Raw genomic sequence first — 14798 nt, 5'->3', positions numbered from 1 at the left:
CGTCAGGCAACATCAACGACGAACAGTACCTGCACTCCCAGGCTCACCTCATCGTCCACCCGCTTACCCAGCAACACTTGCCCCAGCGGCGAGCGCGGCGTGATCACTGTCACCAGCCCGTCTGCTGCGGCAATCTTCAGGCCGGCAGCCTCAGGCCCCAGAAACACCCGACGTTGTTCGCCGGCCTCATCCTCCAGGGTCACCAGGTTGCTCACCTGCACCCCGCGCGCCGGGTCGTAGTCGCGCAGCAGCAGTTGCTGGTAAATCAGCAGCGCCTGGCGGATTTGCGCACTGCGTCGGGCTTGCCCGGTGGCCAGGTACGAGGCCTCCAGGCCCAGGGTGTCGTACTTGTTCTCGGCGATGTTCTCTTCCGCCGTGGCGGCTTCATAGGCGGTTTGGGCCGCACGGGTCAGCACGTCCAGGTCATGTTCCAGGGTGGCGACGATCTGTGCCAGCAGGTGGGGCTTGCGCGTGGTCAATAACAGAACTCCAGCACGTTGGCCTGGCTTTTGTCGGTAGGTGCAGTGCGATTCTGTTGCAGCCAGAACTGGCACTTGGGGCTGTTCAGGTTGCGCGGGTTGCCCTGCGCAGCCTCAGTGGCCTGTTGTTGTTCCTGTTGCTGCAGCATGTGCTTGTAGCGCTCGAACATTTCAGCTTGCGCGTCGGCCGGTTGCACCGGTGCCGGTGCCACGGCCGGGGCCGCGGCTTGTTGCTCGGGCGGGAGCGGCCACAGTTGCTGCGCCAGCCACAGGCTAAGGGCAATCGCCATTGCGCCAAGCCATAGGCCCAAAGCCACGCACAGTATCAACTGCAACGGCTTCAGGGTGATGGTCAATTCACGGCGGCGGGGCATGGCGGCCTCCTTGGCAAAGTGGGCGGGGTGCATTGTCGCATGCTGTCGGGCAGAATCCGCGTTTTTACGCAAGTTAAAGGGAACGGCGCATGAAAGCCACCTGGGACATCTTCTGCAGCGTGGTCGACAACTACGGCGATATTGGCGTGACCTGGCGCCTGGCCCGGCAGTTGGTGGCCGAGCATGGCCTGGCGGTGCGCCTGTGGGTGGATGATCTCAACGCCTTCACGCCCATGTGCCCCGGCGCCGACGCCAACGCGGCGCAGCAGTGGCAGCAGGGCGTGGACGTACGCCAGTGGCCGGCGGCCTGGTTGCCGGTAGCGCCTGCCGATGTGGTGATCGGTGCCTTCGCCTGCCAGTTGCCAGCGGCTTATGTCGAGGCCATGCGGGTCTGCCCCCGGCCACCCCTGTGGTTGAACCTTGAATACCTCAGTGCCGAGGATTGGGTAGCGGGTTGCCATGGTCTGCCGTCGCCGCAGGCAAATGGCTTGCGCAAAGTGTTCTTCTTCCCCGGCTTCACCGAAAACACCGGTGGCCTGCTGCGCGAGGCTGAGCTGCTGGCCCGGCGCGACGCGTTGCAACAGTCGGCTGCTGCCCGGCAGGCGTTCCTGCAGGGGTTGGCTGTAAGCCCAGCGCCCGGGGCGCTGCTGATCAGCCTGTTCGCCTATGAAAACCCGCAACTGGGCAACTGGCTCGATGCCTTGGCTGCCGGTGACCAAGCCTGCCACCTGCTGGTGCCGCAAGGCCGTGTGGTCGCCGGCCTCAGCCACTGGCTTGGCGAAGCGCCGTTGCAGGCCGGGCAGGTGCGCAGGCGTGGTGCGCTGACCGTGCAGGTGTTGCCGTTCGTGAGCCAGGATGATTTCGACCGGCTGCTGTGGTGCTGCGACTTCAATGCGGTGCGGGGCGAGGATTCGTTCGTGCGGGCGCAGTGGGCCGGGCAGCCCATGCTGTGGCACATCTACGTGCAGGACGAGAATGCACACTGGGAAAAGCTCGAAGCGTTCCTGGCGCATTATCGACGCGGTTTGTCAGCCGATGCCGGCGCCGCGTTGCTGGGCCTGTGGCGGGCCTGGAACATGGACCAGGACATGGGCCAGGCCTGGCAGGCAGCCCGCCGGCATTGGCCGGAACTGCAGCAGCACGCCCGGTGCTGGGCGGCGCAACAGGCCGCTCAGCCGGACCTTGCCACGGCGCTAGTACACTTTTATGGAAATTCGCTATGATATGCGGCCTCGATTTTTATAAATCCATCCAGATTCGGATACTTCGTAATGAAAACTGGTAAAGAACTGAAACCCGGTACCGTGCTGCGCATCGACAACGACCCGTGGCTGGTTCAAAAAGCTGAGTTCACCAAGTCGGGCCGTAACAGCGCGATCATGAAAACCAAGCTGAAGAACCTGCTGACCGGCTACAAGACCGAAACCGTATACGGTGCAGACGACAAGCTGGACGACGTGATCCTGGACCGCAAAGAAGCGACCCTGTCGTTCATCAACGGTGACGAGTACACCTTCATGGACACCAGCGACTACACCATGTACGAGCTGAACGCCGAAGACATCGAAGCTGTTCTGCCTTACATCGAAGAAGGCATGGAAGACGTCTGCGAAGCCGTGTTCTTCGAAGGCCGCCTGGTATCGGTTGAACTGCCGACCACCATCAGCCGTCAGGTTGTCTACACCGAGAACGCTGCGCGCGGCGACACCTCGGGCAAGGTCATGAAGCCTGCCAAGCTGAAGAACGGTACCGAGATTTCGGTTGCTGACTTCATCCAGATCGACGAGTGGATCGACATCGACACCCGCGACAACAGCTTCAAGGGCCGTTCCAAGAAGTAATGCTTCTTGTGAAAGGCAAAAACCCGGCTTCGGCCGGGTTTTTTTGTGTCTGCCAATTGTGCATCACTGCACCTGCAGGGCAGGTTTAGACGGCTACGTGCAGCCGCACATCCACATTACCGCGGGTGGCGTTGGAGTACGGGCACACCTTATGCGCCTTTTCCACCAGCGCTTCGGCGTCGGCCTGGGCCAGGCCGGGCAGGCTGATGTGCAGATCGATGTCCAGGCCGAAACCGCCCGGAATCTGGCCAATCCCCACCTTGGCGGTGATCGAAGCATCGGCCGGCAAGGCTTTTTTCTCTTGCCCTGCCACGAACTTCAAGGCGCCGATGAAGCACGCCGAGTAGCCGGCGGCAAACATCTGCTCAGGGTTGGTGCCGTCACCGCCAGCCCCACCCAGCTCTTTCGGGGTGCTCAGCTTGACGTCCAGCTTGCCGTCGCTGGAACGGGATTTACCGTCGCGCCCACCGGTGGAGGTAGCTTCTGCGATGTACAGCGGAGTGACCTTTTGCATCTTGAGCCTCGCTAATGTGCTGTGCGCTCCCGTTGGCGGGAGGACGCGGGTTGGTGTGGAATTTAAATTAGCGCGCAATTAGTTAGCGCGCAAGATAAATATTCACCGCTCAGCCGAACGGCCATTGCCCAGCATAGCCGCTAAAGGTTTTTCTGCAGGTTCTCGCGCAGGTCCAGCAACTCGGCCTGCAACTGCTGCAACTGCTCAAGGCTGCGACCGCTGGCCTTGAGGATGCACTGCGGCACTTCCTTTGCCCGCTGCTGCAGGGCGCGGCCTTTGTCGGTGAGTTGCACCAGTACCACCCGTTCGTCCTCGCGGCTGCGGTTGCGCTGTAACAGGCCTTCGCTTTCCAGGCGCTTGAGCAGCGGGGTCAGCGAGCCCGGGTCGGTCAGCAGGTGCTGGCTGATTTCACCCACGGTCAGGCCGTCATGCTCCCACAGCACGAGCATGGCCAGGTATTGCGGGTAGGTCAGGCCCAGGGCCTGCAGCAGCGGTTTGTAGACCTTGGTCATCAGCAACGAGGTGGAATGCAGGGCGAAACAGACCTGGTTGTCCAGCAGCAGCTCGTCACAGGGAGCTTGGGTGTCGGCGTTCATGCACGTCCTTGAAGGTAATCAATGGGAAATCCTGGCACGTTGAGCGTCACTGCACGCATCACTCGCGCAGTCCGCTGCGCAGGGCCAGGTCCCAGGGTGGAATCGGACTGAAGCGGCTCTTGAGAAATTCGAGCAGCAAACGGCTGCGAGAGTTCGTTTCATGTTCCAGGCGTAGCGCGTAAATGCCGCTGCTTTCAGCCTGGGGCAGGCCTGCGTCACAAAACAGTGGCACCAGTTCGCCGCGCAGCAGGTACTCGCTGATCAGCCAGGTGGGCAGGTGGGCGATGCCCAGCCCCGCCAGCGCGCCGAACAACAGGGTTTCGGCGTTGTTGGCCGCCATGCGCATGCGGGCCGGGCGGTACAGGCGGGTTTGCCCCGCTACCTCGAAACGCCACGCATACGGCGGTGCCAGGCCGTCCCAGTCCAGGCCGTCATGGCCGGGCAGTTCGCTGGGGCAGTCGGGGATGCCGCGGCTGGCCAAGTAGTTGGGGCTGGCGCAGGCGATGCGCACCATGTAGGCCAGTGGCGTGGCGACCAGGCGGGTATCGGCCAACGGGCCGGCACGCAACACCAGGTCCACTTCGCCCAGGTGGCTGCCATGCAGGTCGACAAAGCTGTCGATCAGGCGCAGCTGCACGTCCAGGCCCGGGTAGGCCAGCAGGAAGTCGGCAATGGCCGGGGCCAGGTGGCGGCGGCCGAACGCGGCGGGGGCGTCGATGCGGATCAGCCCTTCCGGTGCATTGCTCAGCGACACCGCCTCGGCACGGGCCAGGCGCAGTTCCTCGATGATGCGCCTGGCACGCTCGGCAAAGGCGTGGCCCGCCGGGGTGGCGCGCACGGCATGGGTGCTGCGGGTAAACAGGCGGCTGCCCACGGCGGCTTCGAGGGCGTCAATGCGCCGCGCCACCGCAGACGGGGTCAGCGGGTAGCGGCGGGCGGCGGCAGAAAAACTGCCGCTTTGCAGCACGTCCAGGAACAGGCTTAGCTGCTCGGTGAGGGTATCGGGGCTCATGGTTGCCTTGCTTTTGCACAATACGCACAGCCATTGTGCGCTGCTGTGCGTTTCCCCGCCAGCGCACACTGGTTAGCATGCCGCTATCAACTTTGCTGGCGAACGAGGCCCTGATGATCGAGTGGTTGCTGTATATCGTGCTGGGCGCTGCCCTGGGCACCATGGGGGGCCTGTTCGGCATAGGCGGTGGGCTGATCGCGATCCCGGCGCTGGGCGTGCTGTTCGGCCTGGATCAGCAACTGGCACAGGGTACTGCACTGGTCATGGTGGTGCCGAATGTGTTGCTGGCGTTGTGGCGTTATCACCAGCGCAACCGCATCGAGTTGCGCCACGCCGTGCCGCTGTCGTTGTGCAGTTTCGTGTTTGCCTGGCTGGGTTCGATCTGGGCCGTGGGGCTGGATGCGCATTCCATGCGCCTGGGCTTTGTCGGCTTTTTGGTGGCGCTGGCGGTGTGGAACGTGGCGCGGATGTTCATGAAAGTGGCGCCAGCCAGTGCCGAACTGCGTTATGCCTGGCCTTGGCTGGGGGTGCTGGGCAGCTTTGCCGGCACCATGGGCGGGTTGTTCGGGGTGGGTGGCGCCGTGGTAGCCACACCGATCCTGACCAGTGTGTTCGGCACTACCCAGGTGGTGGCCCAAGGGCTGTCGCTGGCATTGGCGGCGCCGAGCACCCTGGTGACTCTGGTGACCTATGGCGTGCATCACAGTGTTGACTGGGGGGTAGGGTTGCCGTTGGCGGTGGGCGGCCTGCTCAGTATCAGCTGGGGGGTGAAGCTGGCCCATGCGCTGCCAGAGAAGGTGCTACGGGCGATGTTCTGCGTGTTCCTGGTTGTGTGTGCGGTGATGCTCGGGTTCGAGCTTTGAGCGTTTGACCGCGCCGGTGGGGGCGAGCGCCGCGCAGGCGGCGCTTCGCGGCACCAGGCCGATGGGGTATGGCGCCGAGGGTTAGCGCCGCACTTGCTTCAGTGTTTCGGCAATCAGGAACGCCAGCTCCAGCGACTGGTCGGCATTCATCCGGGGGTCGCAGTGGGTGTGATACCGGTCTGACAGGGCATCTTCGGTGATTGGCCGTGCGCCACCGATGCACTCGGTCACATTCTGCCCGGTCATCTCGATATGAATGCCGCCGGCATGACTGCCTTCGGCCTGGTGCACCTGGAAGAACTGCTTCACCTCGTCGAGGATCTGCGCAAAATCACGGGTCTTGTAGCCACTGCTGGCCTTGATGGTATTGCCGTGCATCGGGTCGGAGCTCCACAGCACCTTGCGCCCCTCGCGCTCTACGCAGCGGATCAGCCCTGGCAGGTGGTCGCCAACCTTGCCCGCCCCCATGCGTACGATCAGGTTCAGGCGCCCTGGGTCGTTGGCCGGGTTGAGGGTGTCGATCAGGCGGAGCAGCTCCTCGGGGTTCATGCTGGGGCCGACCTTGACCCCGATCGGGTTGTGCACCCCGCGCAGGAACTCGACATGGGCGCCGTCCAGCTGGCGAGTGCGGTCGCCGATCCACAGCATGTGCGCCGAGCAGTCGTAGTAGTCGCCGGTCAGGCTGTCCTGGCGCACGAAGGCCTCTTCATAGTTCAGCAGCAGCGCTTCGTGGGCGGTGAAGAAGCTGGTTTCACGCAGCTGCGGCGCGCTGTCCAGGCCACAGGCACGCATGAACGCCAGGGTTTCGTCGATGCGGTTGGCCAACTGGTGGTACTTGTCGGCCAGCGCCGAGTTGGCAATGAAGTCCAGGTTCCATTTGTGCACCTGGTGCAGGTCGGCAAAACCGCCTTGGGCAAAGGCCCGCAGCAGGTTGAGGCTGGCGGTGGCCTGGTGGTAGGCCTGCAGCAGGCGCTCCGGGTCGGGGATGCGGCTCTTGGCGTCGAAACCGATGCCGTTGACGATGTCGCCCCGGTAGGCCGGCAGGGTGACGTTGCCGATGGTTTCATCGCCCGCCGAGCGTGGCTTGGCGAATTGCCCTGCCATGCGCCCGACCTTGACCACCGGGCAGCCCGCGGCAAACGTCATGACGATGGCCATTTGCAGCAGCACCTTGAAGGTGTCGCGGATTTTTGCCGCTGAAAACTCGGCAAAGCTCTCGGCGCAGTCGCCGCCTTGCAGCAGGAACGCGCGGCCTTCGGTCACTTCGGCAAACTGCCGGCGCAGTTCGCGCGCTTCGCCGGCGAACACCAGCGGCGGGTAGCTGGCCAGGGTCTGTTCGACCTTCAGCAGGTGCGCGGCATCGGGGTAGGTCGGTTGCTGCTGGATCGGCAGGGCGCGCCAGCTGTCGGGGCTCCACGGTTGGTTCATTTCAGGCTCGGTCTTGTCGGTTGTCGGCTGGAGGCCATGGTAACAGTTGGCGCTGCGCTTGTTGCATCGGGGGTGTTGGCGGACAATGCGCGTTTTTGTGCGGGCAGGTGCAGGCATGACGGCGCAACGGCAAGAGCGGCTACTGGCGCGGGTGGAAGATGCCTTTGGCGTCATCAGCGTGTACGAAGTGGACGACTACCGCTTTCTGGAATTCGGCGATGCCATCGAGCAAAGCTGCGTGTTCACCGCCGACCCCAGCTGGTTGGAGTACGACTACACCCGCGCCATGCTGGTCGGCGCGTTGTGCCATGAACAGCCGGAAAGCGCGCTGTTCCTGGGCCTTGGCGCGGGCACGCTGACCCAGGCCTGCATGAAGTTCCTGCCGCTGGATGATATCGAAGCCATCGAGCTGCGTCCGGACGTCCCGCGCCTGGCCATGCAGTACCTGGGCCTGGACGACGACCCGCGGCTGTACGTGCGCATTGGCGATGCGTTGGAGCTGCTGCCCAGCGCAGAAAAGGCCGACCTGTTGTTCGTTGACCTGTACACCGACCATGGGCCGGGGGTAGGGCACCTGGCGTGGAACTTCCTGGCGAGCTGCCAGCAGCAACTCAACCCGGGCGGCTGGCTGGTGATCAACCAGTGGGCCACCGATGATGGCAAGCCGCTGGGGGCAGCGTTGCTGCGCGGCTTGTACCACCGCCATTACTGGGAGCTGCCGGTGAAGGAGGGCAATGTGATTCTGCTGGTGCCAGCGGATCTGGAGCAGACCCTGGACATGGAAGGCTTGCGGGCCCGGGCGCAGGCGCTGACGCCACGGTTGGGCTACAGCCTCGAGGGTTTGATCCGCGAGATTCGGCCGGCTACCTGAATGGTAGGTGCGGCCGTAGCCGTCGCGATCTCTGTAGGAGCGGCCTTGTGTCGCGAAAGGGGCGCGCAGCGGCCCCACATTTTCAGCTTCGCAGCGGATATTGCCGGGGCCGCTCTGCGGCCCTTTCGCGACACAAGGCCGCTCCTACTGGGATCGTGGCAGCGTCAGGGATTATCGTTTCAGCCCCTGAAAATATTCCTCACCTAACCGTACATTTCAGGTATAGTACGCGCCGGTCTTTTAGCGGACCTCAAAATCAGGTGGTGCAAATCCTCCGAGTCCAGCTTCGGCTGCACGTCCGCTAGGCGGACCTTCCCAAGTTTTCTTTTTCAATCGTTTTCGCAAATCCCCGCCGCCAAAGCTGCCTGGGTGACCTGACGGTCTTTCAAGGCATGTGCAGCTTTGGAGCATGGGTCTTTGCGGATGCACCTAGAGGCAGACCCATGACCCAGGAAACCGGCGGCTTCGCCGCTCTCGATCTCAACCCGAATATCGTTGCTGCCGTAGTGGCTACCGGCTATGAAGAGCCCTCCGCCATTCAGCAGCAATCTATCCCGATCATCCTCGCCGGTCATGACATGATCGGCCAGGCGCAGACTGGCACCGGCAAGACCGCTGCCTTCGCCCTGCCGATCCTCAACAAGATCGATGTGAGCAAGCGCGAACCGCAAGCCCTGATCCTGGCGCCAACCCGTGAGTTGGCGCTGCAAGTTGCTACCGCTTTCGAAACCTACGCCAAGCAGATGCCAGGCGTGAACGTGGTTGCTGTGTACGGTGGTGCCCCAATGGGCCCACAGCTGCGCGCCATCCGCAACGGCGCGCAAATCGTCGTCGCCACCCCGGGCCGTCTGTGCGACCACCTGCGTCGCGACGAAAAAGTCCTGTCGACTGTGCAGTACCTGGTACTGGACGAAGCCGACGAGATGCTCAAGCTGGGCTTCATGGACGACCTCGAAGTGATCTTCGACGCCATCCCTGCTACCCGCCAGACCGTGCTGTTCTCCGCCACCCTGCCGTCGTCGATCCGTTCGATCGCCGAGCGCCACCTGCGCGAACCCAAGCACGTCAAGATCCAGAGCAAGACCCAGACCGTTACCGCGATCGATCAGGCCCACCTGATGGTCCACGCCGACCAGAAGATCCCGGCTGTACTGCGTCTGCTGGAAGTGGAAGAGTTCGACGCGCTGATCGCCTTCGTGCGCACCAAGCAAGCTACCCTGGACCTGGCCGCCGCGCTGGAAGCCAAGGGCTACAAGGCTGCTGCGCTGAACGGCGACATCGCCCAGAACCAGCGTGAGCGCGTGATCGACTCGCTCAAGGATGGCCGCCTGGACATCGTTGTCGCCACCGACGTGGCGGCCCGTGGCCTGGACGTACCGCGCATCACTCACGTATTCAACGTTGACATGCCGTACGACCCGGAGTCCTACGTGCACCGTATCGGCCGTACCGGCCGTGCCGGTCGCGAAGGCCGTGCGCTGCTGCTGGTCACGCCACGTGAGCGCCGCATGCTGCAGGTGATCGAGCGTGTAACCGGGCAGAAGGTTGCCGAAGCGCGCCTGCCGAACGCCCAGGCGGTGCTCGATGCGCGCATCAAGAAGCTGACCAACAGCCTGGCGCCACTGGTTGCCGAGGCTGAGGCCACCCATGGTGACCTGTTCGACCGCCTGACCAACGACCTGGGTTGCAGCGCCCGTGCCCTGGCCTCGGCCCTGCTGCGCAAGGCCACCAACGGCCAGGCGCTGGACTTGGCGGCGGTAGAGCGTGAGCAGCCGCTGGTGCCGAGCTTCGCCCCGCGTGGTGAGCGTACCGAACGCGGTGAGCGCAGCGAGCGCCCTGACCGCGGCGACCGCGAGCGTCGCGCGCCGCTGCCGTTGGCCGAAGGCCGCGTGCGTTGCCGTACCGCGCTGGGTGCCCGTGACGGCATCGCCGCCAAGAACCTGCTGGGCGCGATCCTCAACGAGGGTGGCCTGGCGCGTGACGCGATCGGTCGTATCCAGGTGCGCGACAGCTTCAGCCTGGTCGAGCTGCCGGAAGATGGCCTCGAGAAGCTGCTGTCCAAGCTCAAGGACACCCGCGTGGCCGGCAAGCAGCTGAAGCTGCGCCGCTACCGCGAGGATTGATTCTGGCGCAATGAAAAATCCCCGGCCTTGGCTGGGGATTTTTTTGCCTGTGCCATGGTGGGGTTGCGCGGCAGCCCCCGGCAATCGTCAGTCGAACCGGTAGATGTCCATCCCCAGCGCCCCCAAGGTAAAGCCTTGGTGCACAACGCCAAACTGCCCCCCCGCACCAAGGGCAAAAAACAGCGGCAACAAATGCTCATCGCTCGGGTGGTTGCGCACTGCAAACGGCGCCTGTTGCCGATAAGCCAGCAACCCCTCCCGGTCATCAGCCCGCAGTTTTTCCACTACCCAATCTCGAAACGCCAACGCCCACGGTTCGATCACGTCGGGCCCGGCATGCCAGTCCAGCTCGCCAAGGTTATGGGTAATGCTGCCCGAACCCACCAGCAGCACGCCCTCCTGGCGTAGCCCCGCCAGTGCCTGGCCAACCTTCACTTGCAGCGCCGGGCCCATCTGGGTGGGCAGCGAAACCTGCACCACCGGGATGCTCGCATCGGGGTACATCAACGACAACGGCACCCAGGCGCCATGGTCGAACGGCCGCTGCGGGTCGAGGCGCGCGGCCAGCCCGGCGCCCTGCAGCAGCTCGCCGACCCGGCCGGCGAGGGCAGGGTCACCGGGCGCAGGGTACTGCACCGCATACAAGGCCGGTGGGAAGCCGTAGAAGTCATGCCAGGTTTCTGGGTGTGCGCCACCGGTGATCAGCAGCTCGCGGCTTTCCCAGTGCGCCGACACCACCACAATGGCTTGCGGCCGCGGCAGTGCGTTGGCGAGCCCTGCCAGCGCCGGGCCGCTGGCGCCGGGTTGCAGGGCAAGCATGGGGGAGCCGTGGGAAATGAACAGGCTGGGCAGCATGGCGGGGTCCTGAAGGTTAAGATGCACTCATCTTCGATCAACTAAAGATCGAAATCCAAACCAACTTTTACTGGCAAACCATCAAAAAATCGGGAGTGTTCATGGAACCATCATTCTGGCAGCAACGGTGGGCCGACAACCAGATCGGCTTCCACCAGGCGCAGGTGAACCCGTATCTGCAGCGGTACTGGCCAGGGTTGCAGCAGGTGCTCGGCAGCCGCGTGCTGGTGCCACTGTGCGGCAAAAGCCTCGATCTGGCCTGGTTGGCCGGGCAGGGGCACCGGGTGTTGGGCGTGGAGCTTTCGCGGCGGGCCGTGGAGGGTTTCTTCCGCGAGCATGAGCTTGAGGCCGAGGTGCAGCCGCGTGGCGACTTTGAAGTATGGCGCAGTGGCGACGTGGAGCTGTGGTGTGGGGACTTCTTTGCCCTGCAGGCAGAGGATGTCGGCGACTGCGCGGGCCTGTACGACCGCGCGGCGCTGATTGCCCTGCCGCCGCCAATGCGTATGCGCTACACGCAGGCCCTGTCGGCGTTGTTGCCAGCCGGGTGCCGTGGCTTGGTGGTGACCTTGGATTACGACCAGTCGCTGCTGGCCGGGCCGCCGTTTTCGGTGGCGGATGAGGAGCTGAGGCAGGGCTTTGCGGGCTGGCAGGTGGATGAAGTGGAGCAGGCGCAGGTGCTCGGGGAAAGTCCGAAGTTTCTGCAGGCCGGGGCATCCAGTGTGTTGGAGCGGGTGTACCGGGTCTGCCGGCTCTAGCGCGGGTAAGCCTGCACAGGCAGACACAAAAAAGGGCGACCGAAGTCGCCCTTGCTTACCCGGTGGATCAACCGCGACGGCGCAGGGCCTCGATACGGTCTTCCAGCGGCGGGTGGCTCATCAGCAAGCCGGCCAGGCCGTGCTTGAGGCCGCCGTTGATGCCGAAGGCCTTGAGCGTGTCCGGCATGTGCACCGGCAGGCCTTGTTCTACCCGCAGGCGCTGCAGGGCGCCGATCATCGCCGAAGTGCCGGCCAGCTGTGCACCGGCTTCGTCGGCGCGGTATTCGCGGCGGCGCGAGAACCACATGACGATCATGCTGGCCAGGATGCCCAATACCAGCTCGGCAACGATGGTTGCCACGTAGTAGGCGATGCCCTGGCCTTCTTCGTTCTTGAAGATGACCTTGTCGACGAAATTACCGATGATCCGGGCGAAGAACATCACGAAGGTGTTCACCACGCCCTGGACCAGCGCCAAGGTGACCATGTCGCCGTTGGCCACGTGGCCGATTTCGTGGGCCAGTACCGCACGCACTTCGTCGGGCGAGAAACGCTCCAGCAAGCCCTGGGACACCGCTACCAGTGCGTCGTTACGGTTCCAGCCGGTGGCGAAGGCGTTTGCCTCGTAGGCCGGGAAAATGCCCACTTCAGGCATTTTGATGCCCGCTTCCCGGGACAGCTCCTCGACCGTTTGCAACAGCCACTGCTCGTGGCGGGTGCGCGGCTGGGTGATGATCTGGGTGCCGGTGGTCATCTTCGCCATCCACTTGGAGATGAACAGCGAGACGAGGGAGCCGGCGAAGCCGAACACGGCGCAGAACACCAGCAGGCTGCTGAGGTTCAGGTCGACCCCGTTGGCGGCCATGAACCCGTTGAAACCGAACAGGCTCAGGGTAATGCTTGCAACCAGCACCACCGCGAGGTTGGTGGCTACAAACAACAGAATGCGCATCATGGTTGTTACGTTCTCCTGACGGATGAATTGTCGCTTACTGCGGGGTATATAAGGGGCCTGGGGTGCCGTTTCAATCGGGGGACTATTTCAAACTGTGTACGGCGGAGTATGGCAGAGGATGATGCGGGGGCAGTGGGATAGAGCGTTGCAGGATGTAAGAAACATTCGGCTTGGGGGTTGCGTCAAGGCCGCTGGGTGTTTGCCGCAAGGGGGGGGGCGCCTGTGAGATCGAGCGCCGCGCGGGCGGCGCTCGATCTGCGCCCCACCACCACCACCACGTCGAACCTCTCGTGGTCTCCCGCGCCCCCGCGTCGAACTTCTCCTAACCCCCGGCGCCCCCCGTCGAACCCTACTGCGAATAACCCTTCAGAAAATTGCCGATCCGCCCAATCGCCGCTTCCAGGTCATCGACCCGCGGCAAGGTCACCACGCGGAAGTGGTCCGGCCACGGCCAGTTGAACGCGGTACCCTGAACGATCAGCAGCTTCTCCGACAGCAGCAGGTCAAGGGCGAACTTCTCGTCATTGAGGATCGGGCACACCTTCGGGTCGATCCGCGGGAACGCATACAGCGCACCCATCGGCTTCACGCAGCTTACCCCAGGGATGTCGTTCAGCAGCTCGTAGGTGCGGTTGCGCTGCTCCAGCAGGCGCCCGGGTGGCAGCACCAGGTCATTGATGCTCTGGTAACCGCCCAGCGCGGTCTGGATGGCATGCTGTGCCGGCACGTTGGCACACAGGCGCATGTTGGCCAGCATGTCGATGCCTTCGATGTAGCTTTGCGCATGGTGCTTGGGCCCGGAAATGATCAGCCAGCCAGAGCGGAAGCCCGCCACCCGGTACGACTTGGACAGGCCGTTGAAGGTCAGGCACAGCAGGTCTGGCGCCAGCGAGGCGGTGCTGATGTGCACGGCTTCGTCGTACAGGATCTTGTCGTAGATCTCGTCGGAGAACACCACCAGGTTGTGCTGGCGGGCCAGCGCCAGCATGCCCAGCAGCAACTCCCTGGAGTACACCGCGCCCGTCGGGTTGTTCGGGTTGATGATCACCAGGGCCTTGGTGTTCGGGGTGATCTTGGCCTTGATGTCCTCCAGGTCGGGGAACCAGTCGGCCTGCTCGTCGCACAGGTAGTGCACCGGCTTGCCGCCGGCCAGGCTCACGGCAGCGGTCCACAGTGGGTAATCGGGTGCCGGGATCAGCACCTCGTCACCGTTGTTGAGCAGCGCCTGCATCGACATCACGATCAGTTCGGAGACACCGTTGCCGAGGTAGATGTCCTCGATGGTGACGCCTTCGATCTCTTTCTGCTGGCAGTACTGCATCACCGCCTTGCGCGCACTGAACAGGCCCTTGGAGTCGCTGTAGCCCTGCGCGGTGGGCAGGTTGCGGATCACATCCTGGAGAATTTCGTCGGGCGCCTCGAAGCCGAAGGGCGCTGGGTTGCCGATGTTCAGCTTGAGGATGCGGTGGCCTTCCTCTTCCAGGCGCTTGGCGTGCTTGAGCACTGGGCCGCGAATGTCATAGCAGACATTGGCGAGCTTGTTCGATTTGCTGAACTGCATGATGGGATCCCGATTGAGAATACGCGCTACGCCCCGCCGAAAGGTTTGAAAGGGCAGGAAGCGGGTGACAGACTGAACGCCTGGCACACGAAGCCACCTAATATACGTGCCGCCCGCGCCCTGGAAAAGACGGCGTGGGGTGAAATTCAGCCTGCCGAGGTTCCTGCATGAAAAAGATCGAGAAAACCCTGGAAGAATGGCGGTCGATGCTCGACCCCGAGCAGTACCAGGTTTGCCGCCTGAAGGGCACCGAACGGCCGTTCAGCGGCAAGTACAACAGCGAGCGCCGCGACGGCATTTACCATTGCATCTGCTGCAGCCTGCCGTTGTTCGACGCCCAGACCAAGTTCGATTCCGGCTGTGGCTGGCCGAGCTTCTACGCGCCGATCGAAGACAGCGCGATGATCGAGATCCGCGACACCTCCCATGGCATGATCCGTACCGAAGTCACCTGTGCCCGCTGCGATGCGCACCTGGGCCACGTGTTCCCCGACGGCCCGCCACCGACTGGCCTGCGCTACTGCATCAACTCGGTGTGCATCGACTTGCGCCCGCGCGACTGACCGGAGCC

Annotated in this window: 15 protein-coding genes and 1 pseudogene; 7 read left to right on the top strand and 9 right to left on the bottom strand. The window is 63.7% G+C overall.

Features of this window, described 5'->3' with window-relative positions:
- Positions 1 to 2: 2 nt before the first annotated feature.
- Positions 3 to 479 (bottom strand): GreA/GreB family elongation factor, encoded by a 477-nt coding sequence (locus K4A76_RS17130; protein ID WP_009685219.1) that lies wholly within the window; start codon positions 477 to 479, stop codon positions 3 to 5.
- Positions 476 to 853 carry a hypothetical protein gene (locus tag K4A76_RS17125; protein ID WP_054913035.1) on the bottom strand — a complete coding sequence of 126 codons (378 nt, stop codon included), beginning with the start codon at positions 851 to 853 and terminating at the stop codon, positions 476 to 478. The genes K4A76_RS17130 and K4A76_RS17125 overlap by 4 nt, the downstream gene beginning before the upstream one ends.
- Positions 854 to 942: 89 nt before the next feature.
- On the opposite strand from K4A76_RS17125, the gene earP reads away from it, so the two are divergent.
- Together earP and efp are read left to right on the top strand one after the other, a co-directional pair.
- Positions 943 to 2076 (top strand): elongation factor P maturation arginine rhamnosyltransferase EarP, encoded by a 1134-nt coding sequence (gene earP / locus K4A76_RS17120; RefSeq protein WP_054913036.1) that lies wholly within the window; start codon positions 943 to 945, stop codon positions 2074 to 2076.
- 48 nt (positions 2077 to 2124) lie between these two features.
- Complete coding sequence (efp, locus tag K4A76_RS17115) at positions 2125 to 2694, top strand: elongation factor P (protein WP_023535349.1); 570 nt, start codon at positions 2125 to 2127, stop codon at positions 2692 to 2694.
- A gap of 85 nt (positions 2695 to 2779) precedes the next feature.
- Here the strand turns inward: efp and K4A76_RS17110 are convergent, their stop codons facing one another.
- The 3 genes from K4A76_RS17110 to K4A76_RS17100 all read right to left on the bottom strand — a co-directional run bounded on the left by K4A76_RS17110 (position 2780) and on the right by K4A76_RS17100 (position 4816).
- Positions 2780 to 3208, bottom strand: coding sequence for an organic hydroperoxide resistance protein (locus K4A76_RS17110; RefSeq protein ID WP_054913037.1), 429 nt, complete (start codon positions 3206 to 3208; stop codon positions 2780 to 2782).
- A 140-nt stretch (positions 3209 to 3348) separates the two neighbouring features.
- Positions 3349 to 3804, bottom strand: coding sequence for a MarR family winged helix-turn-helix transcriptional regulator (locus K4A76_RS17105; protein WP_054913038.1), 456 nt, complete (start codon positions 3802 to 3804; stop codon positions 3349 to 3351).
- A 58-nt stretch (positions 3805 to 3862) separates the two neighbouring features.
- Positions 3863 to 4816 (bottom strand): LysR family transcriptional regulator, encoded by a 954-nt coding sequence (locus tag K4A76_RS17100; RefSeq protein ID WP_054913039.1) that lies wholly within the window; start codon positions 4814 to 4816, stop codon positions 3863 to 3865.
- 113 nt (positions 4817 to 4929) lie between these two features.
- Between K4A76_RS17100 and K4A76_RS17095 the strand changes: the two genes are divergently transcribed.
- Positions 4930 to 5679, top strand: a complete 750-nt coding sequence (locus K4A76_RS17095; protein ID WP_029885627.1) for a sulfite exporter TauE/SafE family protein — start codon at positions 4930 to 4932, stop codon at positions 5677 to 5679.
- 81 nt (positions 5680 to 5760) lie between these two features.
- Here the strand turns inward: K4A76_RS17095 and K4A76_RS17090 are convergent, their stop codons facing one another.
- Positions 5761 to 7107 (bottom strand): class II 3-deoxy-7-phosphoheptulonate synthase, encoded by a 1347-nt coding sequence (locus tag K4A76_RS17090; RefSeq protein WP_182369764.1) that lies wholly within the window; start codon positions 7105 to 7107, stop codon positions 5761 to 5763.
- A 115-nt stretch (positions 7108 to 7222) separates the two neighbouring features.
- On the opposite strand from K4A76_RS17090, the gene K4A76_RS17085 reads away from it, so the two are divergent.
- Positions 7223 to 7978, top strand: coding sequence for a spermidine synthase (locus tag K4A76_RS17085; protein ID WP_274410768.1), 756 nt, complete (start codon positions 7223 to 7225; stop codon positions 7976 to 7978).
- 409 nt (positions 7979 to 8387) lie between these two features.
- Positions 8388 to 10101 (top strand): annotated as a pseudogene (locus K4A76_RS17080) (DEAD/DEAH box helicase).
- A gap of 87 nt (positions 10102 to 10188) precedes the next feature.
- On the opposite strand, the gene K4A76_RS17075 reads toward K4A76_RS17080, so the two are convergent.
- Positions 10189 to 10956 (bottom strand): DODA-type extradiol aromatic ring-opening family dioxygenase, encoded by a 768-nt coding sequence (locus K4A76_RS17075; protein WP_054905502.1) that lies wholly within the window; start codon positions 10954 to 10956, stop codon positions 10189 to 10191.
- A gap of 101 nt (positions 10957 to 11057) precedes the next feature.
- On the opposite strand from K4A76_RS17075, the gene K4A76_RS17070 reads away from it, so the two are divergent.
- Entirely contained in the window at positions 11058 to 11711 is a 654-nt protein-coding gene (locus K4A76_RS17070) for a thiopurine S-methyltransferase (protein WP_274410767.1), read from the top strand.
- A gap of 67 nt (positions 11712 to 11778) precedes the next feature.
- Here K4A76_RS17070 and htpX read toward each other — a convergent pair whose 3' ends face one another.
- Entirely contained in the window at positions 11779 to 12666 is an 888-nt protein-coding gene (gene htpX / locus K4A76_RS17065; RefSeq protein WP_047150248.1) for a protease HtpX, read from the bottom strand.
- Between the two features lie 349 nt (positions 12667 to 13015).
- Positions 13016 to 14227, bottom strand: coding sequence for a pyridoxal phosphate-dependent aminotransferase (locus K4A76_RS17060; RefSeq protein ID WP_173890733.1), 1212 nt, complete (start codon positions 14225 to 14227; stop codon positions 13016 to 13018).
- A 167-nt stretch (positions 14228 to 14394) separates the two neighbouring features.
- Here K4A76_RS17060 and msrB point away from each other — a divergent pair, with 167 nt between their 5' ends.
- The gene (gene msrB, locus K4A76_RS17055) at positions 14395 to 14790 is read left to right on the top strand and encodes a peptide-methionine (R)-S-oxide reductase MsrB (protein WP_009682839.1); all 396 of its coding nucleotides are present in this window, start codon (positions 14395 to 14397) and stop codon (positions 14788 to 14790) included.
- The last annotated feature ends 8 nt before the right edge of the window (positions 14791 to 14798 follow it).

Origin of the sequence: Pseudomonas sp. NEEL19 (assembly GCF_028751975.1) — a bacterium.
GTDB classification, from domain to species: domain Bacteria; phylum Pseudomonadota; class Gammaproteobacteria; order Pseudomonadales; family Pseudomonadaceae; genus Aquipseudomonas; species Aquipseudomonas juntendi.
Note: the sequence above shows the minus strand (reverse complement) of the source record. Positions and strands in the feature narration are given on the sequence as shown.

Excerpts from the sequence above, each read along its gene's own strand:
- K4A76_RS17125 (WP_054913035.1), bottom strand. The coding sequence starts at position 853 with ATGCCCCGCCGCCGTGAATTGACCATCACCCTGAAGCCGTTGCAGTTG.
- earP (WP_054913036.1), top strand. The coding sequence starts at position 943 with ATGAAAGCCACCTGGGACATCTTCTGCAGCGTGGTCGACAACTACGGC.
- efp (WP_023535349.1), top strand. The coding sequence starts at position 2,125 with ATGAAAACTGGTAAAGAACTGAAACCCGGTACCGTGCTGCGCATCGAC.
- K4A76_RS17110 (WP_054913037.1), bottom strand. The coding sequence starts at position 3,208 with ATGCAAAAGGTCACTCCGCTGTACATCGCAGAAGCTACCTCCACCGGT.
- K4A76_RS17105 (WP_054913038.1), bottom strand. The coding sequence starts at position 3,804 with ATGAACGCCGACACCCAAGCTCCCTGTGACGAGCTGCTGCTGGACAAC.
- K4A76_RS17100 (WP_054913039.1), bottom strand. The coding sequence starts at position 4,816 with ATGAGCCCCGATACCCTCACCGAGCAGCTAAGCCTGTTCCTGGACGTG.
- K4A76_RS17095 (WP_029885627.1), top strand. The coding sequence starts at position 4,930 with ATGATCGAGTGGTTGCTGTATATCGTGCTGGGCGCTGCCCTGGGCACC.
- K4A76_RS17090 (WP_182369764.1), bottom strand. The coding sequence starts at position 7,107 with ATGAACCAACCGTGGAGCCCCGACAGCTGGCGCGCCCTGCCGATCCAG.
- K4A76_RS17085 (WP_274410768.1), top strand. The coding sequence starts at position 7,223 with ATGACGGCGCAACGGCAAGAGCGGCTACTGGCGCGGGTGGAAGATGCC.
- K4A76_RS17075 (WP_054905502.1), bottom strand. The coding sequence starts at position 10,956 with ATGCTGCCCAGCCTGTTCATTTCCCACGGCTCCCCCATGCTTGCCCTG.
- K4A76_RS17070 (WP_274410767.1), top strand. The coding sequence starts at position 11,058 with ATGGAACCATCATTCTGGCAGCAACGGTGGGCCGACAACCAGATCGGC.
- htpX (WP_047150248.1), bottom strand. The coding sequence starts at position 12,666 with ATGATGCGCATTCTGTTGTTTGTAGCCACCAACCTCGCGGTGGTGCTG.
- K4A76_RS17060 (WP_173890733.1), bottom strand. The coding sequence starts at position 14,227 with ATGCAGTTCAGCAAATCGAACAAGCTCGCCAATGTCTGCTATGACATT.
- msrB (WP_009682839.1), top strand. The coding sequence starts at position 14,395 with ATGAAAAAGATCGAGAAAACCCTGGAAGAATGGCGGTCGATGCTCGAC.